At 70.0% G+C, this 17,902-nt stretch carries 12 protein-coding genes; 6 read left to right on the top strand and 6 right to left on the bottom strand.

Annotated elements, in window-relative coordinates; all coding sequences use genetic code 11:
* Nucleotides 1–79: 79 nt before the first annotated feature.
* The 3 genes from MUN74_RS12020 to MUN74_RS12010 form a co-directional block, all read right to left on the bottom strand.
* Nucleotides 80–1,246 (bottom strand): RtcB family protein, encoded by a 1,167-nt coding sequence (locus MUN74_RS12020; protein WP_244852437.1) that lies wholly within the window; start codon nucleotides 1,244–1,246, stop codon nucleotides 80–82.
* 372 nt (nucleotides 1,247–1,618) lie between these two features.
* The gene (locus MUN74_RS12015; protein ID WP_244852435.1) at nucleotides 1,619–2,383 is read right to left on the bottom strand and encodes an HAD-IIB family hydrolase; all 765 of its coding nucleotides are present in this window, start codon (nucleotides 2,381–2,383) and stop codon (nucleotides 1,619–1,621) included.
* 29 nt (nucleotides 2,384–2,412) lie between these two features.
* Entirely contained in the window at nucleotides 2,413–3,525 is a 1,113-nt protein-coding gene (locus tag MUN74_RS12010) for a LacI family DNA-binding transcriptional regulator (protein ID WP_244852433.1), read from the bottom strand.
* A 218-nt stretch (nucleotides 3,526–3,743) separates the two neighbouring features.
* On the opposite strand from MUN74_RS12010, the gene MUN74_RS12005 reads away from it, so the two are divergent.
* Genes MUN74_RS12005 through MUN74_RS11995 form a run of 3 tightly spaced genes read left to right on the top strand, consistent with a single transcriptional unit; the run spans nucleotide 3,744 to nucleotide 6,670 of the window.
* The gene (locus tag MUN74_RS12005) at nucleotides 3,744–4,685 is read left to right on the top strand and encodes a carbohydrate ABC transporter permease (RefSeq protein ID WP_244852431.1); all 942 of its coding nucleotides are present in this window, start codon (nucleotides 3,744–3,746) and stop codon (nucleotides 4,683–4,685) included.
* Nucleotides 4,682–5,554, top strand: coding sequence for a carbohydrate ABC transporter permease (locus MUN74_RS12000; RefSeq protein ID WP_244852430.1), 873 nt, complete (start codon nucleotides 4,682–4,684; stop codon nucleotides 5,552–5,554). The genes MUN74_RS12005 and MUN74_RS12000 overlap by 4 nt, the downstream gene beginning before the upstream one ends.
* Nucleotides 5,555–5,584: 30 nt before the next feature.
* Entirely contained in the window at nucleotides 5,585–6,670 is a 1,086-nt protein-coding gene (locus MUN74_RS11995; RefSeq protein ID WP_244852428.1) for a glycoside hydrolase family 130 protein, read from the top strand.
* A gap of 175 nt (nucleotides 6,671–6,845) precedes the next feature.
* Here MUN74_RS11995 and MUN74_RS11990 read toward each other — a convergent pair whose 3' ends face one another.
* Nucleotides 6,846–10,661, bottom strand: coding sequence for a galactose-binding domain-containing protein (locus MUN74_RS11990; protein ID WP_244852426.1), 3,816 nt, complete (start codon nucleotides 10,659–10,661; stop codon nucleotides 6,846–6,848).
* Between the two features lie 130 nt (nucleotides 10,662–10,791).
* Nucleotides 10,792–12,087 (bottom strand): ABC transporter substrate-binding protein, encoded by a 1,296-nt coding sequence (locus MUN74_RS11985; protein WP_244852425.1) that lies wholly within the window; start codon nucleotides 12,085–12,087, stop codon nucleotides 10,792–10,794.
* A 443-nt stretch (nucleotides 12,088–12,530) separates the two neighbouring features.
* On the opposite strand from MUN74_RS11985, the gene MUN74_RS11980 reads away from it, so the two are divergent.
* From MUN74_RS11980 to MUN74_RS11970, 3 genes are all read left to right on the top strand, one after another.
* Nucleotides 12,531–15,104 (top strand): glycoside hydrolase family 5 protein, encoded by a 2,574-nt coding sequence (locus MUN74_RS11980; protein ID WP_244852423.1) that lies wholly within the window; start codon nucleotides 12,531–12,533, stop codon nucleotides 15,102–15,104.
* A gap of 89 nt (nucleotides 15,105–15,193) precedes the next feature.
* Nucleotides 15,194–15,682 (top strand): GNAT family N-acetyltransferase, encoded by a 489-nt coding sequence (locus MUN74_RS11975; RefSeq protein ID WP_244852421.1) that lies wholly within the window; start codon nucleotides 15,194–15,196, stop codon nucleotides 15,680–15,682.
* Nucleotides 15,683–15,736: 54 nt separating this feature from the next.
* On the top strand, nucleotides 15,737–16,078 hold the full coding sequence (locus tag MUN74_RS11970; RefSeq protein ID WP_244852420.1) for a hypothetical protein: 342 nt from the start codon (nucleotides 15,737–15,739) through the stop codon (nucleotides 16,076–16,078).
* Nucleotides 16,079–16,105: 27 nt separating this feature from the next.
* Here the strand turns inward: MUN74_RS11970 and MUN74_RS11965 are convergent, their stop codons facing one another.
* Nucleotides 16,106–17,761, bottom strand: coding sequence for a hypothetical protein (locus MUN74_RS11965; RefSeq protein WP_244852418.1), 1,656 nt, complete (start codon nucleotides 17,759–17,761; stop codon nucleotides 16,106–16,108).
* Nucleotides 17,762–17,902: the final 141 nt, after the last annotated feature.

Here is a 17,902-nt window from a genome sequence, read left to right as displayed (position 1 = left end):
GGCATCCATGGATGCGGCGGAGCCGCGGGTTTCGAGCTGACGTTGCGCGTCTGCTCGGCCCCACGGCCCCGCCTCCCCCTCAGTTCCCCTTCACGTTCACGATCTGGCGCAGGGTGTGCCGCACCTCCACGAGCGGGGCCGCGTCGGCCATGACCTGGTCGATCGGCTTGTACGCCTGCGGGATCTCGTCGATGAACGCGTCGGTGTCGCGGAACTCGATACCGACCATCGCCTCACGCAGCTGCTCGAGCGTGAAGGTCTGCCGGGCCTTCGACCGCGAGTAGGTGCGGCCGGCGCCGTGCGGCGACGAGTTCAGCGACATCGCGTCGCCGAGCCCCTCGACCACGTACGACGCGGTGCCCATCGAGCCCGGGATGAGGCCGGGCCGACCCGCGTCGGCCTGGATCGCGCCCTTGCGCGACACCCACACCCGCTTGCCGAAGTGCTCCTCGCTCTCGGTGAAGTTGTGGTGGCAGTTGATGCGCTGCCGCTCCTCCACCGGGGTGCCCACCCATTCGGAGACCTGCCGGATGACCCGGTCCATCATCTCCTCGCGGTTGAGCAGCGCGAAGTGCTGCGCCCAGCGCAGCTCGGCGATGTACCGCGTGAACTCGGGCGTGCCCTCGACGAGGTACGCGAGGTCGGGGTGCGGCAGGTCGATCCACCACTGCTTCGCGAGCCGCCTGGCGACCGCGATGTGGTGCTGCGCGATCTTGTTGCCCACGCCCCGGCTGCCCGAGTGCAGGAACAGCCACACCCGGTCGGCCTCGTCGAGCGACACCTCGATGAAGTGGTTGCCGCTGCCGAGCGATCCGAGCTGCTCACGCCAGTTGCCCGCGTACCGCGCCGGGTCGAAGCCCTTCGCCTCGGCGAGGGCCTCGAGCTCGGCGACGCGCGGCAACGCCGTGGCGACGATCTTGCGGTTGTGCTTGCCCGCCGAGAGCGGGATGGCGCGCTCGATCTGCTCCCGCACCTCCCGCCGGTCGGTGGGGAGGTCGGATGCCGCGAACTGCGTCTGCACGGCGATCATGCCGCAGCCGATGTCGACGCCGACCGCCGCGGGGATGATCGCACCGAGCGTCGGGATGACCGAGCCCACCGTGGCCCCGAGGCCGAGGTGCGCGTCGGGCATGAGCGCGAGGTGCGGGTAGATGAACGGCATCGTCGACGAGACGCGGGCCTGCTCGATCGTCAGTTCGTCGAGCAGGCTCGCCCACGAGACGAGCCGCTTGGAGAGGGTCTCCATGGTTCCTTTCCTGTCTGGTCTGGTGCGCTCCGCGGCTGCGGGGCGCACCGTGCGAGTTCCTCGGGCCCGAGGGTCTCGTCGCGCGCAGACAGAGAAACACCCCGGGCCTCGAGCGGCACGGGGTGACGGATTCGCGAGTGGTCGCGGTGTCAGGGTGCCTGGTCGAGAAGCTGGTCGAGTTCGCGATCGAATCCGCGCTCGGCGGGCTGGTTCGCGGGCTCGACGAAGGCCGGCTTGTTCGTGCGCTGCAGATACACGCTCATGACCGCCTCGATTCCAGATTCCGGGGATGCTGCGCGGTTGGCGCAGCTTTGCGACACTAGCGGGCGTTCGGGGCGGGGGTCAAGAGGATCATCGGCGAACCGCGAACGATCAGGGCACCGCCGAGGCGGCGCGCACCGGCAGGGTGGGGACGAGCGCCGCGAGGTAGGCGGCCGTGTCCTGCCAGCCGGTCACCGCGTGACACTCGACCCCCATGGCGAGCACGGGATAGTCGTTGCCCTGCTCGTCGAGCCGATCGCCGAGGAAGAGCATGTCGTCCAGCGCGATCCCGGTCTGCTCGGCGAGCCGCGTCATGCCGTAGGCCTTGTCGATGCCGCGGTCGGTGACGTCGACCGAGGTCGAGCCGCCCGACCGGACCTCGAGGTCGGGCAGGCGGGCTGCAGCCGCAGTGCGAAGCGCGTCCTTCTTCGCACCGGTCGGGTCCCATGCCGACTTGGCGGCGACGGGCGCCTGCTGTCCGAGCGCGGAGAACGTGATCTGGGAACCGCGGTCCTCCAGGATGTCGCCCCACGTCCGCGACTCCCACAGTCCGAGCCGCCGGGCCTCGGCCTCGACGACGGCGAGAGCGCGCGACTTCTGGTCGTCGGTCAACGGATGCGTGTAGACCATGTCGATGCCCGCGATGCCGACCCGGTAGTACTGCGTACCGCAGGCGGGCAGCAGGTGGAGGTGTGAGAGCTGCTCCGGCCCGGCGTCGGGGAGGCGATCGATCACCTGGGACCGGAACTGTCCGAGCTGTCCGCCCGAGATGATCGCGACTTCGACCCGACCGGCGAGCTCGACCAGCAGCTCGCCGATCACGGGCTCGATCGCCGTCTTGGAGGGAGCCAGCGTGTCGTCGAGGTCGAAGGCCACGAGCCTCGGCGCCGGCGTCGGGCGCGCGCTCACTCGTCGACGCCGGAGGCCTGATCAGCGCGGTTCCGCGGCGGTGCAGTGCTCCCGCGCACGACGAACTCGACGGGCGGCAGTTCGACCGGCGCCGGCGGCTCACCCTCGACGATCGCGACCAGCGTCCGGGCGCAGGCACTCCCCCACTGGAAGACGTCCTGGCGCACCGTCGTGAGGGGCGGGATGACGTACGGCGCAAGGGGGATGTCGTCGAACCCGACGATCGAGAGGTCGCGCGGCACGCGAACGCCCCGATCGATCGCCGCGGAGACGCCCGCGATCGCCATGATGTCGTTCGCGTAGATGATCGCGGTCGGCGACTGCGGGTGGTCGAGGAGCTCGTGCGTCGCGCGCGCTCCCGATGCTCCGGTGAAGTCGCCCACCACGACCGGGCCGGGCTCGAGCCCCAGGAGCAGCATCTCGTCGGCCCAGGCATGCCTGCGCACGCGCGAATGCACGTACCGGTCCGACCCGGCGACGTGCGCGATCCGCTGATGCCCGAGGGCGTGGAGGTGACGCACCGCGCGCCGCACGCCGGCAGCGTCGTCGAGGCCGATCAGCGACGGGTCGTCTTCAGCCGAGCCCAGCTGCACGCACGGCATGCCGAGCGCCTCGAGCGCGGCCGGCCGGCCGTCGTCGATGCGGAGATCGGTCAGGAACACGCCGTCGACGCGCGCCTCGTGGGCGAACCTCGAATAGGCGTCGCGTTCGGCCTGCTCGCTCTGCACGACCTGCAGCACGAGGGCGTAGCCCACTGTCGAGAGCGTGCTCTCGACGCCCGCGACGAACTGCGGGAAGAACGGGTCGGTGCTCAGCAGCTCGGGCTCGCGCCGGATGACGAGGCCGAGCGCCTGCGCGCGACTTCGCGAGAGCGCGCGCGCCCTCGCGTCGGGACGCCAGTCGAGCTCCCTGGCCGCCTCGAGGATCCGCTCCCGCGCGGTGTCGCCCACCCCGGGACGCCCGTTGAACACGAAGGACACCGCACTCTTCGACACGCCCGCCCGCGCGGCCACGTCGCCGATCGTGACCTTGCGCTCGCGCTGTCCGTTCCTGATGCCTGAGGCGGCTGAGCCGCTCGGGCTCCCCTCGTCGGTGGGTGTCACGTCCATGCTCCGAAGCATAGCGGGTGTTTAGCGTGATTTAGCCTCATCCTCGCGAGGGAAATCACCGCAGAATCCCGGCGTTCATGGCGGATCGGCCGCGAACGACGATACAGAGTTGACCGAACCTTGCAAAACCGGTTTACTAGGGATTCGTCACCGACGGACGGCTCCTCTCGACGGGAGCGGCCGCCGCGTCGGTCGTACCGAACGTGAGGAGCATCGCGATGGGCAGTGCCGCGCCAACGCATCATCCGGGCAGCGCCCACCCTCGACGCAGCGGGGGTGTTCTCCGCCGGTGGCTCGGCGAGAACCCGCTCGGCATCCTGCTGAGCGCGCCGTACCTGCTCTTCGTGATCGTGGTCTTCCTGATCCCGTTCGGCTTCGGCATCTGGATGTCGTTCCACGACTTCTACTTCACCGCTCCCGGTGTCGAAGTGCCCCATCCGTTCGTCGGACTCGACAACTTCACGACCGTGCTCGGCGACCCGGCGGTGCAACAGGCGTTCGGCAACCTGCTGATCTTCCTCGTCATCAACGTGCCACTCACCGTGGTTCTCGGGCTGCTCTTCGCCTCCGGGCTCGACGCCGCCGTGCACTGGCGTGGCTTCTTCCGGATCTCGTATTACATCCCGTACATCACGGCCTCGGTCGCGACGCTCGCGGTCTGGATCTTCCTGTTCAACAGCAACGGCGTGGTGAACTCACTGCTCGGCCCGCTCGCGCCCGAACCCTCGTGGCTCGCGAATCCGACGCTGATCATGCCGCTCATCGCGCTGTACGTGACGTGGAAGAACCTCGGGTTCTACATCCTGCTCTATCTCGCCGCACTGCAGAACGTGCCGGCCGAGCTGCACGAGGCGGCCCAGCTCGACGGCGCCGGACGCTGGCAGCGGTTCCGCTCGGTCACCCTGCCCGCGGTCCGCCCGGTGACCTCGCTCGTCGTGCTGCTGTCGATCATCACCACGGCCCAGATCTTCACCGAGCCGTACCTGCTCACCGGCGGCGGCCCAAACGGCGCGTCGATGACGCCCGCACTGCTCATGTACCAGCTGGGCATCCAGCAGGGCAAGCCCGACATCGCCGCCGCGATCGGCATGATCCTCGTCGTCGTCGTGCTGATCGTCTCGCTCATCTCACGCCGCATCACGGAGGGCAAGGACCGATGACCGCATCGACCCCGACGACCGAGCAGCACGTGCGACGAAGCCGCGTGGGCGGAGTCCTCCGTTTCGTGCTCCTGCTCGTCGGCGCGCTCCTGGCCCTCGTGCCGTTCTACTACATGGTGATCGGCGCGCTGCAGCGGGAACGCGACACGAGTCCGCTCGGCCTGCTGCCGCTGCCCGGCAACCTCACGCTGAACAACTTCGTCGAGATCAACGAGTCCGTGAACCTCCTCGGCTCGCTCCTCAACTCGCTGATCTTCACCGTCGGCGTCGTCGGCTGCACCCTCGTGTTCGGCCTGCTCGTCGGCTACGCCCTCGCCGTGCTCTCGTTCCGCGGGCGGGGCGTGGTGTTCGCCCTCGTGCTCCTCGTGCAGACGATCCCGTTCCAGCTCCTCATGATCCCGCTCTACGTGATGGTCGTGCGGTACTTCGGGCTCGCCGACAGCTTCGTCGGCATGATCCTGCCCTTCGCGATCAACTCCGTGGCCGTGCTGATCTTCCGGCAGTACTTCCTGCAGATCCCGCGCGACGTCTTCGACGCGGCGCGAATGGATGGGGCGAGCGAGCTCCGCATCCTGGTCTCGATCGCGGTGCCGCTCGTTCGCCCCGCTGTGCTGACGGCGATGCTCGTGACGTTCATCGGCCCGTGGAACGAGTTCCTCTGGCCGTTCCTGGTCACCAAGGATGCCTCGAAGCAGACGCTCGCGGTCAGCCTGGCGAACTTCTCCCAGACGAACGGCGCGTTCCTCGACAATCCGATGGGCGCCGTCCTCGCCGGTGCCTGCGTGCTCGCCGTGCCCGTCGTCGTGCTCTTCCTCCTGTTCCAGCGGAATTTCACCTCTGCGAACCTCGGCTCCGCCATCAAGGGCTGAGCCGTCTCCACCACCCTCCAAGGCAAGGTAATGACCCGACTCCACGAGACCGCACGACCGACCACGATCCCGTACGCACTGCGTCGACTCGGCACGATCATGTCCGCGGACCCGAGCGATCCGCTCGAGGTCGAAGGGGTGCTCAACCCCGCGACGGCGTGGGGCGCCGACGGCGAGCTCTATCTCTACCCGCGGGTCGTCGCGGCGGGCAACGTCTCGCGGATCGCACGAGCGCGGGTCACCATCGTCGACGGGGTCCCCGTCGGCGTCGAGCGGCTCGGAGTCGTGCTCTCTCCCGACGAGCGCTGGGAGCACGGCCGGCAGAACGCCGGCGTCGAGGACCCGCGCATCACCTTCCTGGAGCCACTCGGCCTGCACGTGATGACGTACATCGCCTACGGACCGCTCGGGCCGAAGCCGGCCCTGGCGGTCTCCCGGGACACGGTCGAGTGGCAGCGGCTCGGGCCGATCCACTTCGAGTACCAGCCCGAGCTCGAGAGCGATCTCAACCTCTTCCCGAACAAGGACATCGTGTTCTTCCCCGAGCTCGTCGCCGGGCCCGACGGCCGGCCGAGCATCGCCCTGCTGCACCGCCCGATGTGGGACCTCGACTGGCTCCGCCCGGGTGAGGGCGCGCGGACCCCCGCGGGGATCGACGACGAACGTCCGTCGATCTGGATCGGCTACGTCGATCTCGAGTCGGTCCAGCGCGACCCGGCAGCGCTCGCGCATGTGCACGGCTCGTCGATGATCGCCGGGCCGGAGATGGCCTACGAGACCGCCAAGATCGGTGCAGGCCCCGCTCCGTTGCGCGTGCCCGAGGGCTGGCTGCTGCTGCACCACGGCGTGTCGGGGGCGACGCCGAAGGGCTTCGAGCTCGCGCACGGCTCGCGCTACTCGGCCGGTGCGATGCTGCTCGACGCCGACGACCCTCGTCAGGTCATCGCGCGGTCTGCCGAGCCGCTGCTCGCGCCCGAGACCGCGGAGGAGCTGCAGGGCACCCTCGGCAACGTCGTCTTCCCCACCGCGATCGAGCAGATCGGCGATCGCCGGTTCGTGTTCTACGGCATGGCGGACTCGTCGATCGGCGTCGCGGAGCTGACCGGCCAGGAGTGACCAGCACGCAGCGCCCGGGACGCGAGTCCCGGGCGCTGCGTCGTTCGTGCACACCGGCGTTCCTGCCCGTGCACCGTCGCCCCCGGGCCGAGCACGCCCACGTGACCCCACGACAAGACCCCGATCCAGTGCTGGATCGGGGTCCGACGTTCAGCGCCTCGGCGCCGTCAGTGCCTCATCGCGCGTCGAGCCCGTCGACGGCGTCCGCGAGGTCGGCGGTGGCGGCGTCGACCTGCGCCTGCGTCGAGGAGGTCGCGGCGAGAACCGCCTTCGCCGTCTCGAGTGCGCGCACCATCGTCGTCCAGGTCGAGACGGTGTACTCGCGACTGTCGAGACCGTTCGCGGCGTTCACCTGCTCGACGAGGTCCGCTCGGTCGGCCGTCACGGTCACGTCGCACCACGCCAGCTCGTCGCCGCCCGCGTGGCGGAGCAGCACGCTGGTCGCGCCCGGCTCGTACGTCTCGATGCCGACCTCGACCCGGCCGTCGTCGCCGAGGCTCGGCTCGTCCGAGATCGTCACGACCGAGGCATCCATGGATGCAGCGCTGAAGGCGTCGTCCGGGTCGGCCGGTGACACGACCCCGGCGAGCACGGCGCTCCCGTCGCGCTCGACGACGAGCGACTCCGCGCAGTCGAACGTGTAGCCGCCGTAGAGCTCGAGCTCCCAGATGTTGAGGCCGTACTGCGTCGCCGGCAACCCGGCGACTCGCACGTAGCGCACGTCGACCGGGCCGAAGTCGTGGACGTGCTTCAGCGACGGCTGCGCCGACGCCACCCGGGCGAGCTCGGTCCACTCGCCGCCGTCGACGGAACCCTCGACCCGGTAGTCGTTCGACGTGCCGGTCTCCCAGTTGATGATCGCCCGGGAGACGGATCGAGCGCTGCCGAGATCGACCTGCAGCCAGTGCTCGGCGCTCTGCCGGGCCGACGACCACTTCGTGCCGAGCGATCCGTCGGTCGCTTTGGTCGCCACGATCGTCGGATTGTCGTTGTAGACGCTGTCGGCGGTGGTCGGCCGGTTCAGGGCGAGGTTCTCGGGGCCGCTCGGCACGCTCGGGGCGTCGACGACGGCGCGGTCGGCGAAGACCTCGAACTCCCAGAGCGACGGACCGTAGTTGAGGGCCCGCTTCACGGTCTGCATCCGGACGAATCGGGCGGTCTCGCCCTCGAGGCCGATCACGTCGACGCCGCCATCGCTGCCCGCGGTGGGTGTCGAGTACGCGTCGCGCCACGTGACGCCGTCGTCGGAGAGCTGGATCCGGTACGACTTGGCGTAGGCGGCCTCCCAGCGGAGCCGGACAGCACCGACGGCCTGGGGGCTGCCGAGGTCGACCTGCGCCCATGCACTGTCGGAATTGTTGCCCCGCCACCTCGTGGTCGGGTCGCCATCGGCCATCGTGTACACGAGGTTGTATCCCGAGTAGCCGGACGCCCTCGTCGCAGCATCGACGGCGAGGTTGACGCCGCTCTCGACGTTCAGCTCGCGGATCGCGAACTTCTCGGCCTCGCCCTCGAGCATCAGCACGCGGACGAACGTGGCCGACGTCGGCTCGACGGCCACGTCGGTGACGCCTCCCGCGCCGTCGGTGACATGTGTCCGGTCGGTCCAGGTGGTGCCGTCCTGCGAGGTCTGGATGAGGAAGTCCTCGGCGAAGGCGTCGCCCCAGTCGATCGTGACCCCCGTGACCCACGAGCCGCGCTCGAGCTTCGTCTGGACCCAGGTCAGGTCCTCCTCGCGGGAGGCCCAGACCGTGCTCGGGTCGTCGTCGCCGAGTGCCGCGACGCGGCGGCCGGGGGCGGTGCTGCTGGCCGCGAGGTCGGAGGCCGGGCTCAGCCGGCCCTTGTCGAGCGCCGCGGTCACTGTCCTGCCCTGGTCCTCACCGGAGCCGAGGTCGACGACGCCGCTCCAGTCCTTGCCCTTGCCGGTGATGGCGAGTGCCACGGTGAGACCGGGCCGGTCGGGGTTCGAGATGCTCACCACGGGCGTCTTGCCGCGTTCGTCGAGGATCACGACGCTCGGCTGGTCGACGGTCATGGTGCGACCGTCGCCGAGCTCGACGGAACCCGCGCGGTAGAAGGTCGCCATCGTCACGCCGAGCTCGTCGTGTCGCACCGCCTGCACCTCGGTGTCGTTGCGCAGCGTGCGCACGGCGGGTCGCTCGGCGTACGCCTCGACCACGGCCGGGGTGGCGGCGGGCAGCACCGTGTAGTCGTAGGTCGCATCCGTCGGCTGTGTGCCGTGGTCGACGACGAGCGTGAACGCGTCGCGGCTCACGGGGTCCTCGCCCTCCCAGCTCCCGCTCTGCGACGTGTTGGAGACCTTCACGTCCTGGTCGGGGGCCCACACGTACCCGACTTCGTCGTTGTACGCCCAGTTCGCGTCACCAACGGTCGCGGCCTCGGTGCCGGCGTCGACCGCCTGCCCGCCGACCGTGGCGTTCGGCTTGGCCACTGCCTGGTTGAGGGTCGTGTGCACCGGCGCGGCACTCGACGAACGGATGCCGGCGCCGAGGGCGACCATCTCGTCGTCGAAGGTGAAGTAGCTCTTCTGCGCGTTGGTGCCAGCGCTGTCGAGGGTCAGCACGCTCGCCCCGAATTCCCCGTCGGAGGCGCCGCCCGTGAAGCTCGCCCCGTCGCCGTTGCGCCCGCGGTTCTCGAAGCCCCGCTCCGTGCGCTTCTCGTCGGGCGCCGTCACTCCGGGATAGTGCCACCAGTCGAACGTCGGACCGAGGTCGAGGTACTCCCGGTTGTTGACCTGGATCGCGGTCGACCCCATGGCGTTCCAGTACACGGGGTTGCCGAGCTCGGGGCGGTAGGCGGTCCGCAGCTCGGCACCGAACGTCCGCGAGGAGTTCAGGCGGGTGAAGATGCCGTAGTCCTCCCGGATGTGCGAGCTGAACTCCGAGCGCCAGAAGTACTTGTCCCCGGTGACGCCGTTGGTGCGCGTCTCGCCGGTGATGCCGTCGAGCACGGCGGCATACTCGGTCGAGTAGAGCGCGTCCGTGCGCACCATCCGCTGCAGGGGCTCGATGAACTCGGACGCCTGGCTCGTGACGCCCTGGATCGTCTTCGCGGGCCGGTAGTTGAGGTACAGCATCCCGATCTCGCCGCGGATGAGCCAGCGCGTGCCGTTGATGATGTAGAACGCGATCGAGTCGAGCTGGTCGCGCGCGAAGGCGAGCGAGGTACCGCGCGCCACGTCGGCCCAGAGCGCCGCGTAGGTGAAGAGCACCATGCCGTAACCCTCGCTGTAGAGCTGCGCACCGTGTGCCCAGAAGCTCCCGTCGGGCTGGACCGCCTCCTTGACAGTGCCCGAGTGGTCGACGGCGATGGTCGCCACGATGGTCGCGAAGCCCTCGTCGATCTTGTCGAGGTCGTGGGTCGCGAGCGCCTCGAAGAGGTAGTTCGAGGTGCGCCAGGCGCCGTTGGCACCGACGGGGTCGAGCTTGCCGGTGTTGTGCTCGAGGCTCACCTCGAAGGCCGCGTCGTCGAGTTCGTCGCCGAGGAACATCGAGATGCGTCCCATGGCGATCGACTCGCCGATCTCGGTCTCCCACCAGTTCTGGTTGCCGGGGTCGACGCGGTCCCACTGCAGCAGCGCGCGCCCGACGGCGTCGACCAGGCGCTCGTCACCGAAGCCCTCGGCCTGCGGGTCGCGGTAGGCCTGCGTCATCGCGAGCATGCGATAGAGGGCGATGTAGGGGGACCAGACCGAGCCGTTGGCCGAACTCGTCCGGTCGGCGTAGTTCACGTCCGACCACGACCCGTCCTCGTTCTGTGTCGCGACGTAGTCGAGCGCCTCGGAGGTGCGCGCGAGGTAGATGCCGTTGGCGATGATGATCTCGTCGCCCTGATCGAGGTAGTACTCCTCGAGGCGCGACACGACGGTCGCGACGTCGTCCTCGGCCGCGGCGGCTGGGGCCGCGACGAGTCCGGTCGCACCGATCACGGCGGCGACCGTGATGGCGATCGATGTGGTGAAGCGTCGCATGGCGGGGCTCCTTTGCCGTTCTGCCGGATGCTGGTTTGCGAGCGCCGCGGCGTCGGCCGGCGCTCGATCGTGGAGTGGTACGGGTCGCCCGGGATGCGCAGCGCTCGGCCGCGCATCCCGGGTGCGGGCGTCAGCCCTGCGAGATCAGCGTGTCGATCTCGTCGGCGGCGGTCGTGAACGTCTCCTCGAGGTCGCCCTCGCCCGCCTGCACCGCCTGGCCCCAGGCGTCGCGGAAGGTCTGCCAGATCTCGGTGGCGTTGGCGATGTTCGGCACGTCGACGGTCAGCGGGACGGACTCGGCGAACGTCGAGAGCACGGGGCTCGTCGCGAGGAACTCACCGGCGATCTCGTCGACGTCACCGCGGATGGGGAACTGCCCCGTGGTCTCCAGGAGTGCCAGGTCGTTGTCGGCGTTCATCGAGAACTTCGCGAAGTCCCACGCCGTCTGCTTGTTCTCGCAGGAGGTGTAGAGGCCGACGTTCTTCGAGTCACCGAACGTGTAGGTGTCGGCCGCTGGCGTTCCGTCGGCGGTCGGCAGCGGCACGATACCGTAGTCCACCTTGCCGTCGAACGCTCCAGCGCCCCACGGGCCGGCGATGCCGAGCGCCGCGACGCCGTCGGCGAACGGACCGGCCCACGCGTCTCCGCTGTACGGCTCGGCCGAGGAATAGCCCTCGCCGTAGAGGGTCTTCCAGAACTCCAGCGTCTCGAGGCCCTCTTCACCGGCGAACGATGCCTCGCCGTCGGTGACGAGCTGGGTGCCGCCCGAGTTCGCGAGGAAGAACGGGTAGAAGTCGAACAGCGCATTCGTGTAGTCGCTGGATGCCGGCGGGTAGAGGACGAAGTCGGCTGCACCGCTCTTCTTGATCGCCTCGGCGGCGGCGAGAACATCGTCGTAGGTCGCGAGCTCGGGGTTCTCGGGGTCGAGGCCGGCCGCCTCGAAGACGTCCTTGTTGTAGTAGAGCATGAACGGGTTGGCCTTCCACGGCACCTGGTAGAGGTCGCCGTCGGGCGAGCGGAACCCGTCGGCAGCTTCGCCCGACCGCTCCGTGATGAAGGACTCGCCGTCCTCGAACGTCTGCGAGATGTTCACGAGGCCGCCCTGCTTCTGGAAGGCGGGGACCGCGGCCGGGGCCGTGTTGTAGACCAGGCAGGGCGTGTTGCCCGCCGTGATGGCCGCGCCGATCGCATCCTCCGAGGACTTGCCCGAGGGGATGGCCTCGGCGGTGACCTGCTCGTCGGGGTGATCGGCGTTCCATGCGTCGACGACCGACTCCGCCCAGGCGATCTCCTGCTCGTTCGTCGAGTACCAGATGGTGATCGGGCCTGAGGTCAGTTCGGTGCTATCGGGGGCACCCGACGACGCGCACGCCGTCAGCGGTACCGCGAGGGCGGCCAGGGCAACGGTGGCTGCGAAACGCTTCATTGCGAGGAACTCCTTGGTCTGGAAGGCGCTCGCGCGCACTTCCTGCTGTGCTGGGGCCCTTCCCCTGCCGCTCGCCCACACGTGCGCGAGGTCGTCGCATCCTCGGGTAAGGGATTGAACACGGATAGTAAACCGGTTTTGGTCAGGAATGTCAACCGGTCCAATCCAATGTACTTCGGGGCTCCCAGAACAGGCCGCATAACCCGTGAATACTGGGTGTCCGCCATGGATCAGGCAGAGCGCGTGGAACTAAACCGCCCTAAACTCTCGTCGCACGGCTCGCCGCCCGGGTCAACGCCGGGGCGCCGATCACCTCGTCGATCCGACTTCAGGCGCGTGCACCGAAAGGTCACAACTGGGTCACTTGTCCCACTGCACTCTTGACCGACAGTCACCAAGTGCCGATGCTGTTCTGACCCGAACCACCGTCACGATGGAGTGCCATGCGCGCATTGCGCCGTCCGATCGTCGCCGTCGCGACGACCGCCCTGCTGCTGATCATCCAGGCCGTCATCGACCCGACGGGCCTGCTCGCCCTCGTCGGCTGGCCCGGCGGCACGCCGCGGTTCGACCTCTGGTGGCCCGTCGCGCGCTACGTCGTCTTCGTTCCGGTCATGCTCGCCGTCGTCTGGTGGGCTGCGGTGCGGGCAGGCGCCCGCTTCTGGACGCTCACCGCCGGCGTCGTGCTCGCGGCACTGCTCGCGCAGGCGGCCGCCTGCTTCGCCATGACCGGGGATGCCGCGCTCGCGGCGTGGGCGGGCGGCTACGTCACGGCGAAGGCGGTGCCGTCGGCGTTGATCGTGGCTGGTGTCGTTCGGGTGGTCGAGTGGGGTGTTGGGCGGAAGCGTCGGTCGAGTAGCGACGGAGGAGCGTATCGAGACCACGCCGACGGTGGTCTCGATACGGCGCTGCGCGCCTACTCGACCGACCGACGCACGGTGTGGCCGGCGGCGATCGCGGTGGGCGCGGTCGCACCGCTGCTCGCCGGATCGTGGTGGACCGGCGCGACCTATGCCCCCGGCATCCCGACGCCGCGACCCGAAGACGGCCCGGTCTCGATGATCGTCTCGATGCTGCTGCTCGTCGGCGCGGCGTGGCTCGCGATCCGGTGGATGCGGCGACGCGTGCCGGGCTTCCTCGGCACCTGGCTCGGTGCGCTCGTCGCGGGCGGCCTCTTCGGAATCGTGCAGGGGCTCGTCGGCCTCGTCGTCGACGACGGGTTCCGCGGCGACCTGTGGCCGCTCATGGCGACGTACATCCACGTCGCCGACGGACTCGCGTTCGGCGCGTGCACCGGCTGGATCCCGGCGGTCGTCGCGGTCGTCGCCGACCGGGTGGTCGCGCGGCGGGCGGCGCGCGAGGGCCTCGAGACGCGTTCCGGTGGTCGAGTAGCGCCGACGCGAAGCGGCGACGCGTATCGAGACCCGTCGGGCGCTCCTCAACCAGCGGAAATCCCCACGACGAGCGAGACGGATGCCTCGCCCGCACGCGTCGCGACGGGCGTGGGCGTCGGCCTCGCCGTCGTGGCCGTCGCCGCGGTGACCGCTTCGCTCCTCGTCCCGGCGGCGCCGGCGGTCGCGACCGTCGCGAACGAGGCATCCGTGCCGGCCGGGTTCTTGCGCGTCGAAGACGGGCGGTTCACCGACGGCGAGGGGCACCAGGTGCTCATGCGCGGTGTGAACGTCAACCAGCTCGTCGACTTCTACCGGCCGCGCGCCGACGTGCCCGCGACCCGCGAGCTCACCGAGCAGGACTACGCCGACATGGCCTCGTACGGGTTCAACGTGGTGCGGCTCGGACTCTCGTGGTCGGCGCTCGAGCCGACCCGCGGCGAACTCGACCCCGAGTATGTCGCGCAGATCAAGCAGGCGGTTTCGTGGGGCGAGCAGCACGGCATCCGCACGGTGCTCGACATGCACCAGGACGGCTGGTCGAACCTGCCGACCGCCGAGGGCACCGAGTGCCGGCCGGGAACCGACCCGATGTGGGGCTACGACGGCGCACCCGAGTGGGCGACGCACTGGGACGGCGCGCCGCGCTGCTCGTTCACCGGCCGCGACATCTCCCCCGCGGGCGACCGCGCCTTCGAGCACTTCTGGTTCGACACCGACGGCATCCAGACGGCGCTCGCGCGCACCTGGGGCGAGCTGGCCGGCGAGTTCGCCGACGAGAAGTCGGTCGCAGGCTTCGACCTGCTCAACGAGCCGGGCTTCGGCGAGACGGCGCCCGTGACGACGTCGAAGCAGAACGGCGAATTCTCGGCGAAGGCGATCGCGGCGATCCGGGAGGCGGGCGCGCCGCAGATCGTCTTCGTCGAGCCGAGCATCCTGTGGTCGGGGCTCGGCTTCGACTCCGGGCCGGCGCGCGGCTTCACCGATGACCTCAACGTGGCGTTCTCGCCGCACCTGTACGCCGAGTCGATCACCATGGATGCCTCGCTCGGGCTCCCCACGATCGTGAGCACCGAGCGCCAGTTCGAGCTCGGCCAGCGCGTGGCCGACGAGCTCGGCATGCCGATGTGGTCGGGCGAGTACGGGTATTGGGGCGACGACGACGCGACCGCGGCGCACCTCGAGCGGTACGCCGCCGAAGAGGACCGACGCATGCTCGGCAGCGCCTACTGGGTGTGGAAGCAGGCGTGCGGCGACCCGCAGAACGGCATCGGCGAGTTCGGCAACGGACTGCTCTCGGAGGTCTGCGCCACCGGTGAAGAGGCACCGCGCAAGGACCACCTCCTCGGCATCCTGTCGCGGGCGTACCCGCAGGAGGCGCCGGGCCTGCTCACGAGCCTGCATGCCGGGGTCTCCGGCGAGGCGGATGCCGCGGCGACGATGTCGCTCACTGGCTCGGTCGCGACCGCGACCTGCGGCCTGCAGGTGTGGGTGCCGGGGTCGATCGAGCCGACGGTCGAGTCGACCGGGCTCGGCGACATCGCGGTCGACGAGGTGCCCGGCGGGTGGAAGCTCACGGGCTGCGCCGACGGTGGGGACTACGCGCTGTCGACGTCGGTCGAGTAGGGCTTCGTCTCCCCTCGTCGGTCGAGTAGCGCCCGACGAAGGAGGGCGCGTATCGAGACCACCCGCGCGACCAGAACTACGGTGGACGCATGCCCGAGATCATCCGCGTCGACCCGGCGAGCGCCGCCGCCACCACGATCCTGCGTCGCTACTACGACGACATCATCACGCGGTTCTACGGCCGGCCCGCAACCTCCGACGAGATCGCGCATGAACTCCACGGCCATCCGGCGGGCGACCTGCTCGGCGATCTCGGCACGTTCTTCGTCGCGCTCGGCGACGATGGCGACCCGCTCGGCTGCGCCGGCGCACGATACGTCGACGCCGGCACGGCCGAGCTCACCCGCGTGTTCGTCTCACCCGACGCCCGCGGACTCGGGCTCGGCGCCGCGCTCATCGCGGCCGTCGAGGGCGACGTGCGTCGCGCCGGGCGATCGGTCGTGCGGCTCGACACCCGGAACGACCTCGTCGAGGCCCGCGCGCTCGACGCGAAGCTCGGCTACGCCGAGGTCGAGCCCTTCAACGCCGAGCCGTACGCCGAGCACTGGTTCGCGAAGGACCTCACCGGCGAGAGCTGACCTGCCGAGGCATCCCCGCGCGAAGTACGGTTGTGTCGTGCCCAGGAGAATCGCATGACGCAGCGACGCAAGAAGCCCTGGGTCGTCCGCAAGGGACGCAACTACCCGCCGAACCGCGGGCCGGGCACGATCATCGGCATGGCGATCATCCTGCTGTTCGCCCTCGGCGGTTTGGCGCTCTGCGCCTACGGTCTCGTGGTGCTGGTGGTCGCCTTCGTGCAGGACCCGGCGATGATCTTCGCCACCGCCGGGAAGGCGAAGCCCACGCCCGCGTGGGTGGCGCTCATCGCCGTCGTACTCGGTGTGATCGGATGCGGGCAGATCCTGCGGTCGGGTGTGCCATTCATGAAGAAGCTGCTCGTCGGCACTCCCTGGACGAGCCGCCGCCGCGGGTGAGGCTCGGGCCCGGCCGAGCGCGAGGCGCTACGCCCCGAGCATCTCCCGCGCGTGGCGGTACTTGTCGGCGAGGCGCTGCTGCGTCTCGAAGTCGAGCTTGCGCACGCGCCACGCGGCGGAGTTGTCGTCGACGTCGGCGATCTTCACGCTGCGGGCGACCGCGTGCCGGCGGATGCGTCCGTAGTACTCGGCCTCGGGCACCTCGGGGGTGCGTGTCAGCAGCACGACGATCTCGACGACCTCGGGCAGCACGCCCGCCTCGAGCAGCTCCTGGGCGGTGAGCCCGGTGTCCTCGATCACGTCGTGCAGCCAGGCGGCGGCCGACGCGACCGGCTCGGCGATCGGGTCGAAGCGCTCGGCGACGCGGCCCGGGTGATCGATGTAGGCCGCGCCGACCTTGTCGACCTGGCCGCGGTGCGCGACGAACGCGATCCCCTTCGCGAGCGCGACCTGCGCGGCGGCCGCGACGACTGCGTCGGCGTCAGGCTGCGGCGCGACGGCCCAGATCGGTGTCACGGATGCCCCGCCACCGGGCTGCTCGAATGCGTTCGTCGTTCCCGTCACCATGCGGTCGGTCTCCTCGTTCAGGTCTGGTCGGTCGGTCTGGTCGGTCGGGTCATTCGGCGCGGGGCGCACGTCGGCGACGAGTTGTTCGTCGTTGCGCTGCGGTGCCTCGACGAGCGGCGAGACAGGCGCCATAGGCGGCAGGATCGCGCTCGGCTGCGGCACGGTGGGCGACGCGACAGGCTCAGCGTCGGGCTCGGGCTCCGGCTCCGGCTCCGGCTGGGCGTGCTCGGGCTCGGCCGACGGCGCGGGCGCGAGCCACCACGGGGTGCCGGCGATCGGGGCGGGCGTCGGTGCGGCTTCGTGGTCGAACTCGTCGAGCGGTTCGGGTTCGGGCGAAGCGGATGCCTCGGGCGCAGCATCCGCATCGATCTCATCGCCGATCGGACCGACCGGAAGCAGGCTCGCCAGCAGCGGCTCGAAGTCGGCCGAGGTCGACTCCTCGGGCTCGGGCTCGGGCTCGGGCTCAAGGGTGGCCTCGAATCCGAACTCGAACTCGGGCTCGAGGTCGGGAACGGCGTTCTCGGCCGGGTCGGGCTCGGCCTTCGGTGCATCCGCCTCAGCAGGCTCATCAGCCTCGACCTCGAGGGCGACCTCGGCGAGCGGATCGCGACCACGCACGGTGCGCACGAAGCCCAGCTCGGCCTCGAGCTCGGCCATCTCGCGGGCGTCGAGCTCGAGCAGCGAACGGGCGTCGCCGAGGCTGCGGTGCACGAAGTAGTCCTCATCCACCTCGACGAGGCGCGCTCCGTCGCTGGTCGTGAAGTAGCGGCGCCGAGCGCCGTCGGTGACCGCGACGATCACCTCGACGAAGTCTCCGCTCGGCACCTCGCAGCAGAGGTAGTAGCGCTGCTGCTCGGGCGACGCGGCCGTGGCGGCACCCGTCGTCGCGATGGGCACGGCACGAGCCGGCGCACCCTGACCGGGCGGCACGGTGACCGGTGCGGCCTGTCCGACGGTCGCGATCGACGGCGCCCACAGGTTCGTCGACGGTGCCGGAAGGCGACGGGGCCGCAGCGTTCCACCCTGTTCGGCGCTCCGCCGGGCGGAACGCGACGTCAGGTCGTTCGCCGAGACGCCGGCACCAGGTGCAGACGGCTCGTCGGCATGGTTCGTCATGGTGGCTCCTGGGGGTCGGCGCCTGGGTGGTCGGGGATGCGGCCGTGGGGTGCGGCACGCCCCTCCGATGGTAGGCGCTCGTCGCGCCGGAATGGCGAACTTCGCGAGCGGGTCGGGATCGGGGTGCCGCCGAGGGGTTTC

This window comes from Agromyces sp. H17E-10, assembly GCF_022919715.1.
Taxonomy (GTDB): Bacteria; Actinomycetota; Actinomycetes; order Actinomycetales; family Microbacteriaceae; genus Agromyces.
The sequence above is the reverse complement of the archived record's forward strand: the minus strand, read 5'-3'. Positions and strand labels throughout refer to the sequence as shown.

Bases quoted from the DNA above. Each gene is read 5' to 3' on its own strand.
- MUN74_RS12020 (WP_244852437.1), bottom strand. From the start codon at position 1,246: ATGGAGACCCTCTCCAAGCGGCTCGTCTCGTGGGCGAGCCTGCTCGAC.
- MUN74_RS12010 (WP_244852433.1), bottom strand. From the start codon at position 3,525: ATGGACGTGACACCCACCGACGAGGGGAGCCCGAGCGGCTCAGCCGCC.
- MUN74_RS12005 (WP_244852431.1), top strand. From the start codon at position 3,744: ATGGGCAGTGCCGCGCCAACGCATCATCCGGGCAGCGCCCACCCTCGA.
- MUN74_RS12000 (WP_244852430.1), top strand. From the start codon at position 4,682: ATGACCGCATCGACCCCGACGACCGAGCAGCACGTGCGACGAAGCCGC.
- MUN74_RS11995 (WP_244852428.1), top strand. From the start codon at position 5,585: ATGACCCGACTCCACGAGACCGCACGACCGACCACGATCCCGTACGCA.
- MUN74_RS11990 (WP_244852426.1), bottom strand. From the start codon at position 10,661: ATGCGACGCTTCACCACATCGATCGCCATCACGGTCGCCGCCGTGATC.
- MUN74_RS11985 (WP_244852425.1), bottom strand. From the start codon at position 12,087: ATGAAGCGTTTCGCAGCCACCGTTGCCCTGGCCGCCCTCGCGGTACCG.
- MUN74_RS11980 (WP_244852423.1), top strand. From the start codon at position 12,531: ATGCGCGCATTGCGCCGTCCGATCGTCGCCGTCGCGACGACCGCCCTG.
- MUN74_RS11975 (WP_244852421.1), top strand. From the start codon at position 15,194: ATGCCCGAGATCATCCGCGTCGACCCGGCGAGCGCCGCCGCCACCACG.
- MUN74_RS11970 (WP_244852420.1), top strand. From the start codon at position 15,737: ATGACGCAGCGACGCAAGAAGCCCTGGGTCGTCCGCAAGGGACGCAAC.
- MUN74_RS11965 (WP_244852418.1), bottom strand. From the start codon at position 17,761: ATGACGAACCATGCCGACGAGCCGTCTGCACCTGGTGCCGGCGTCTCG.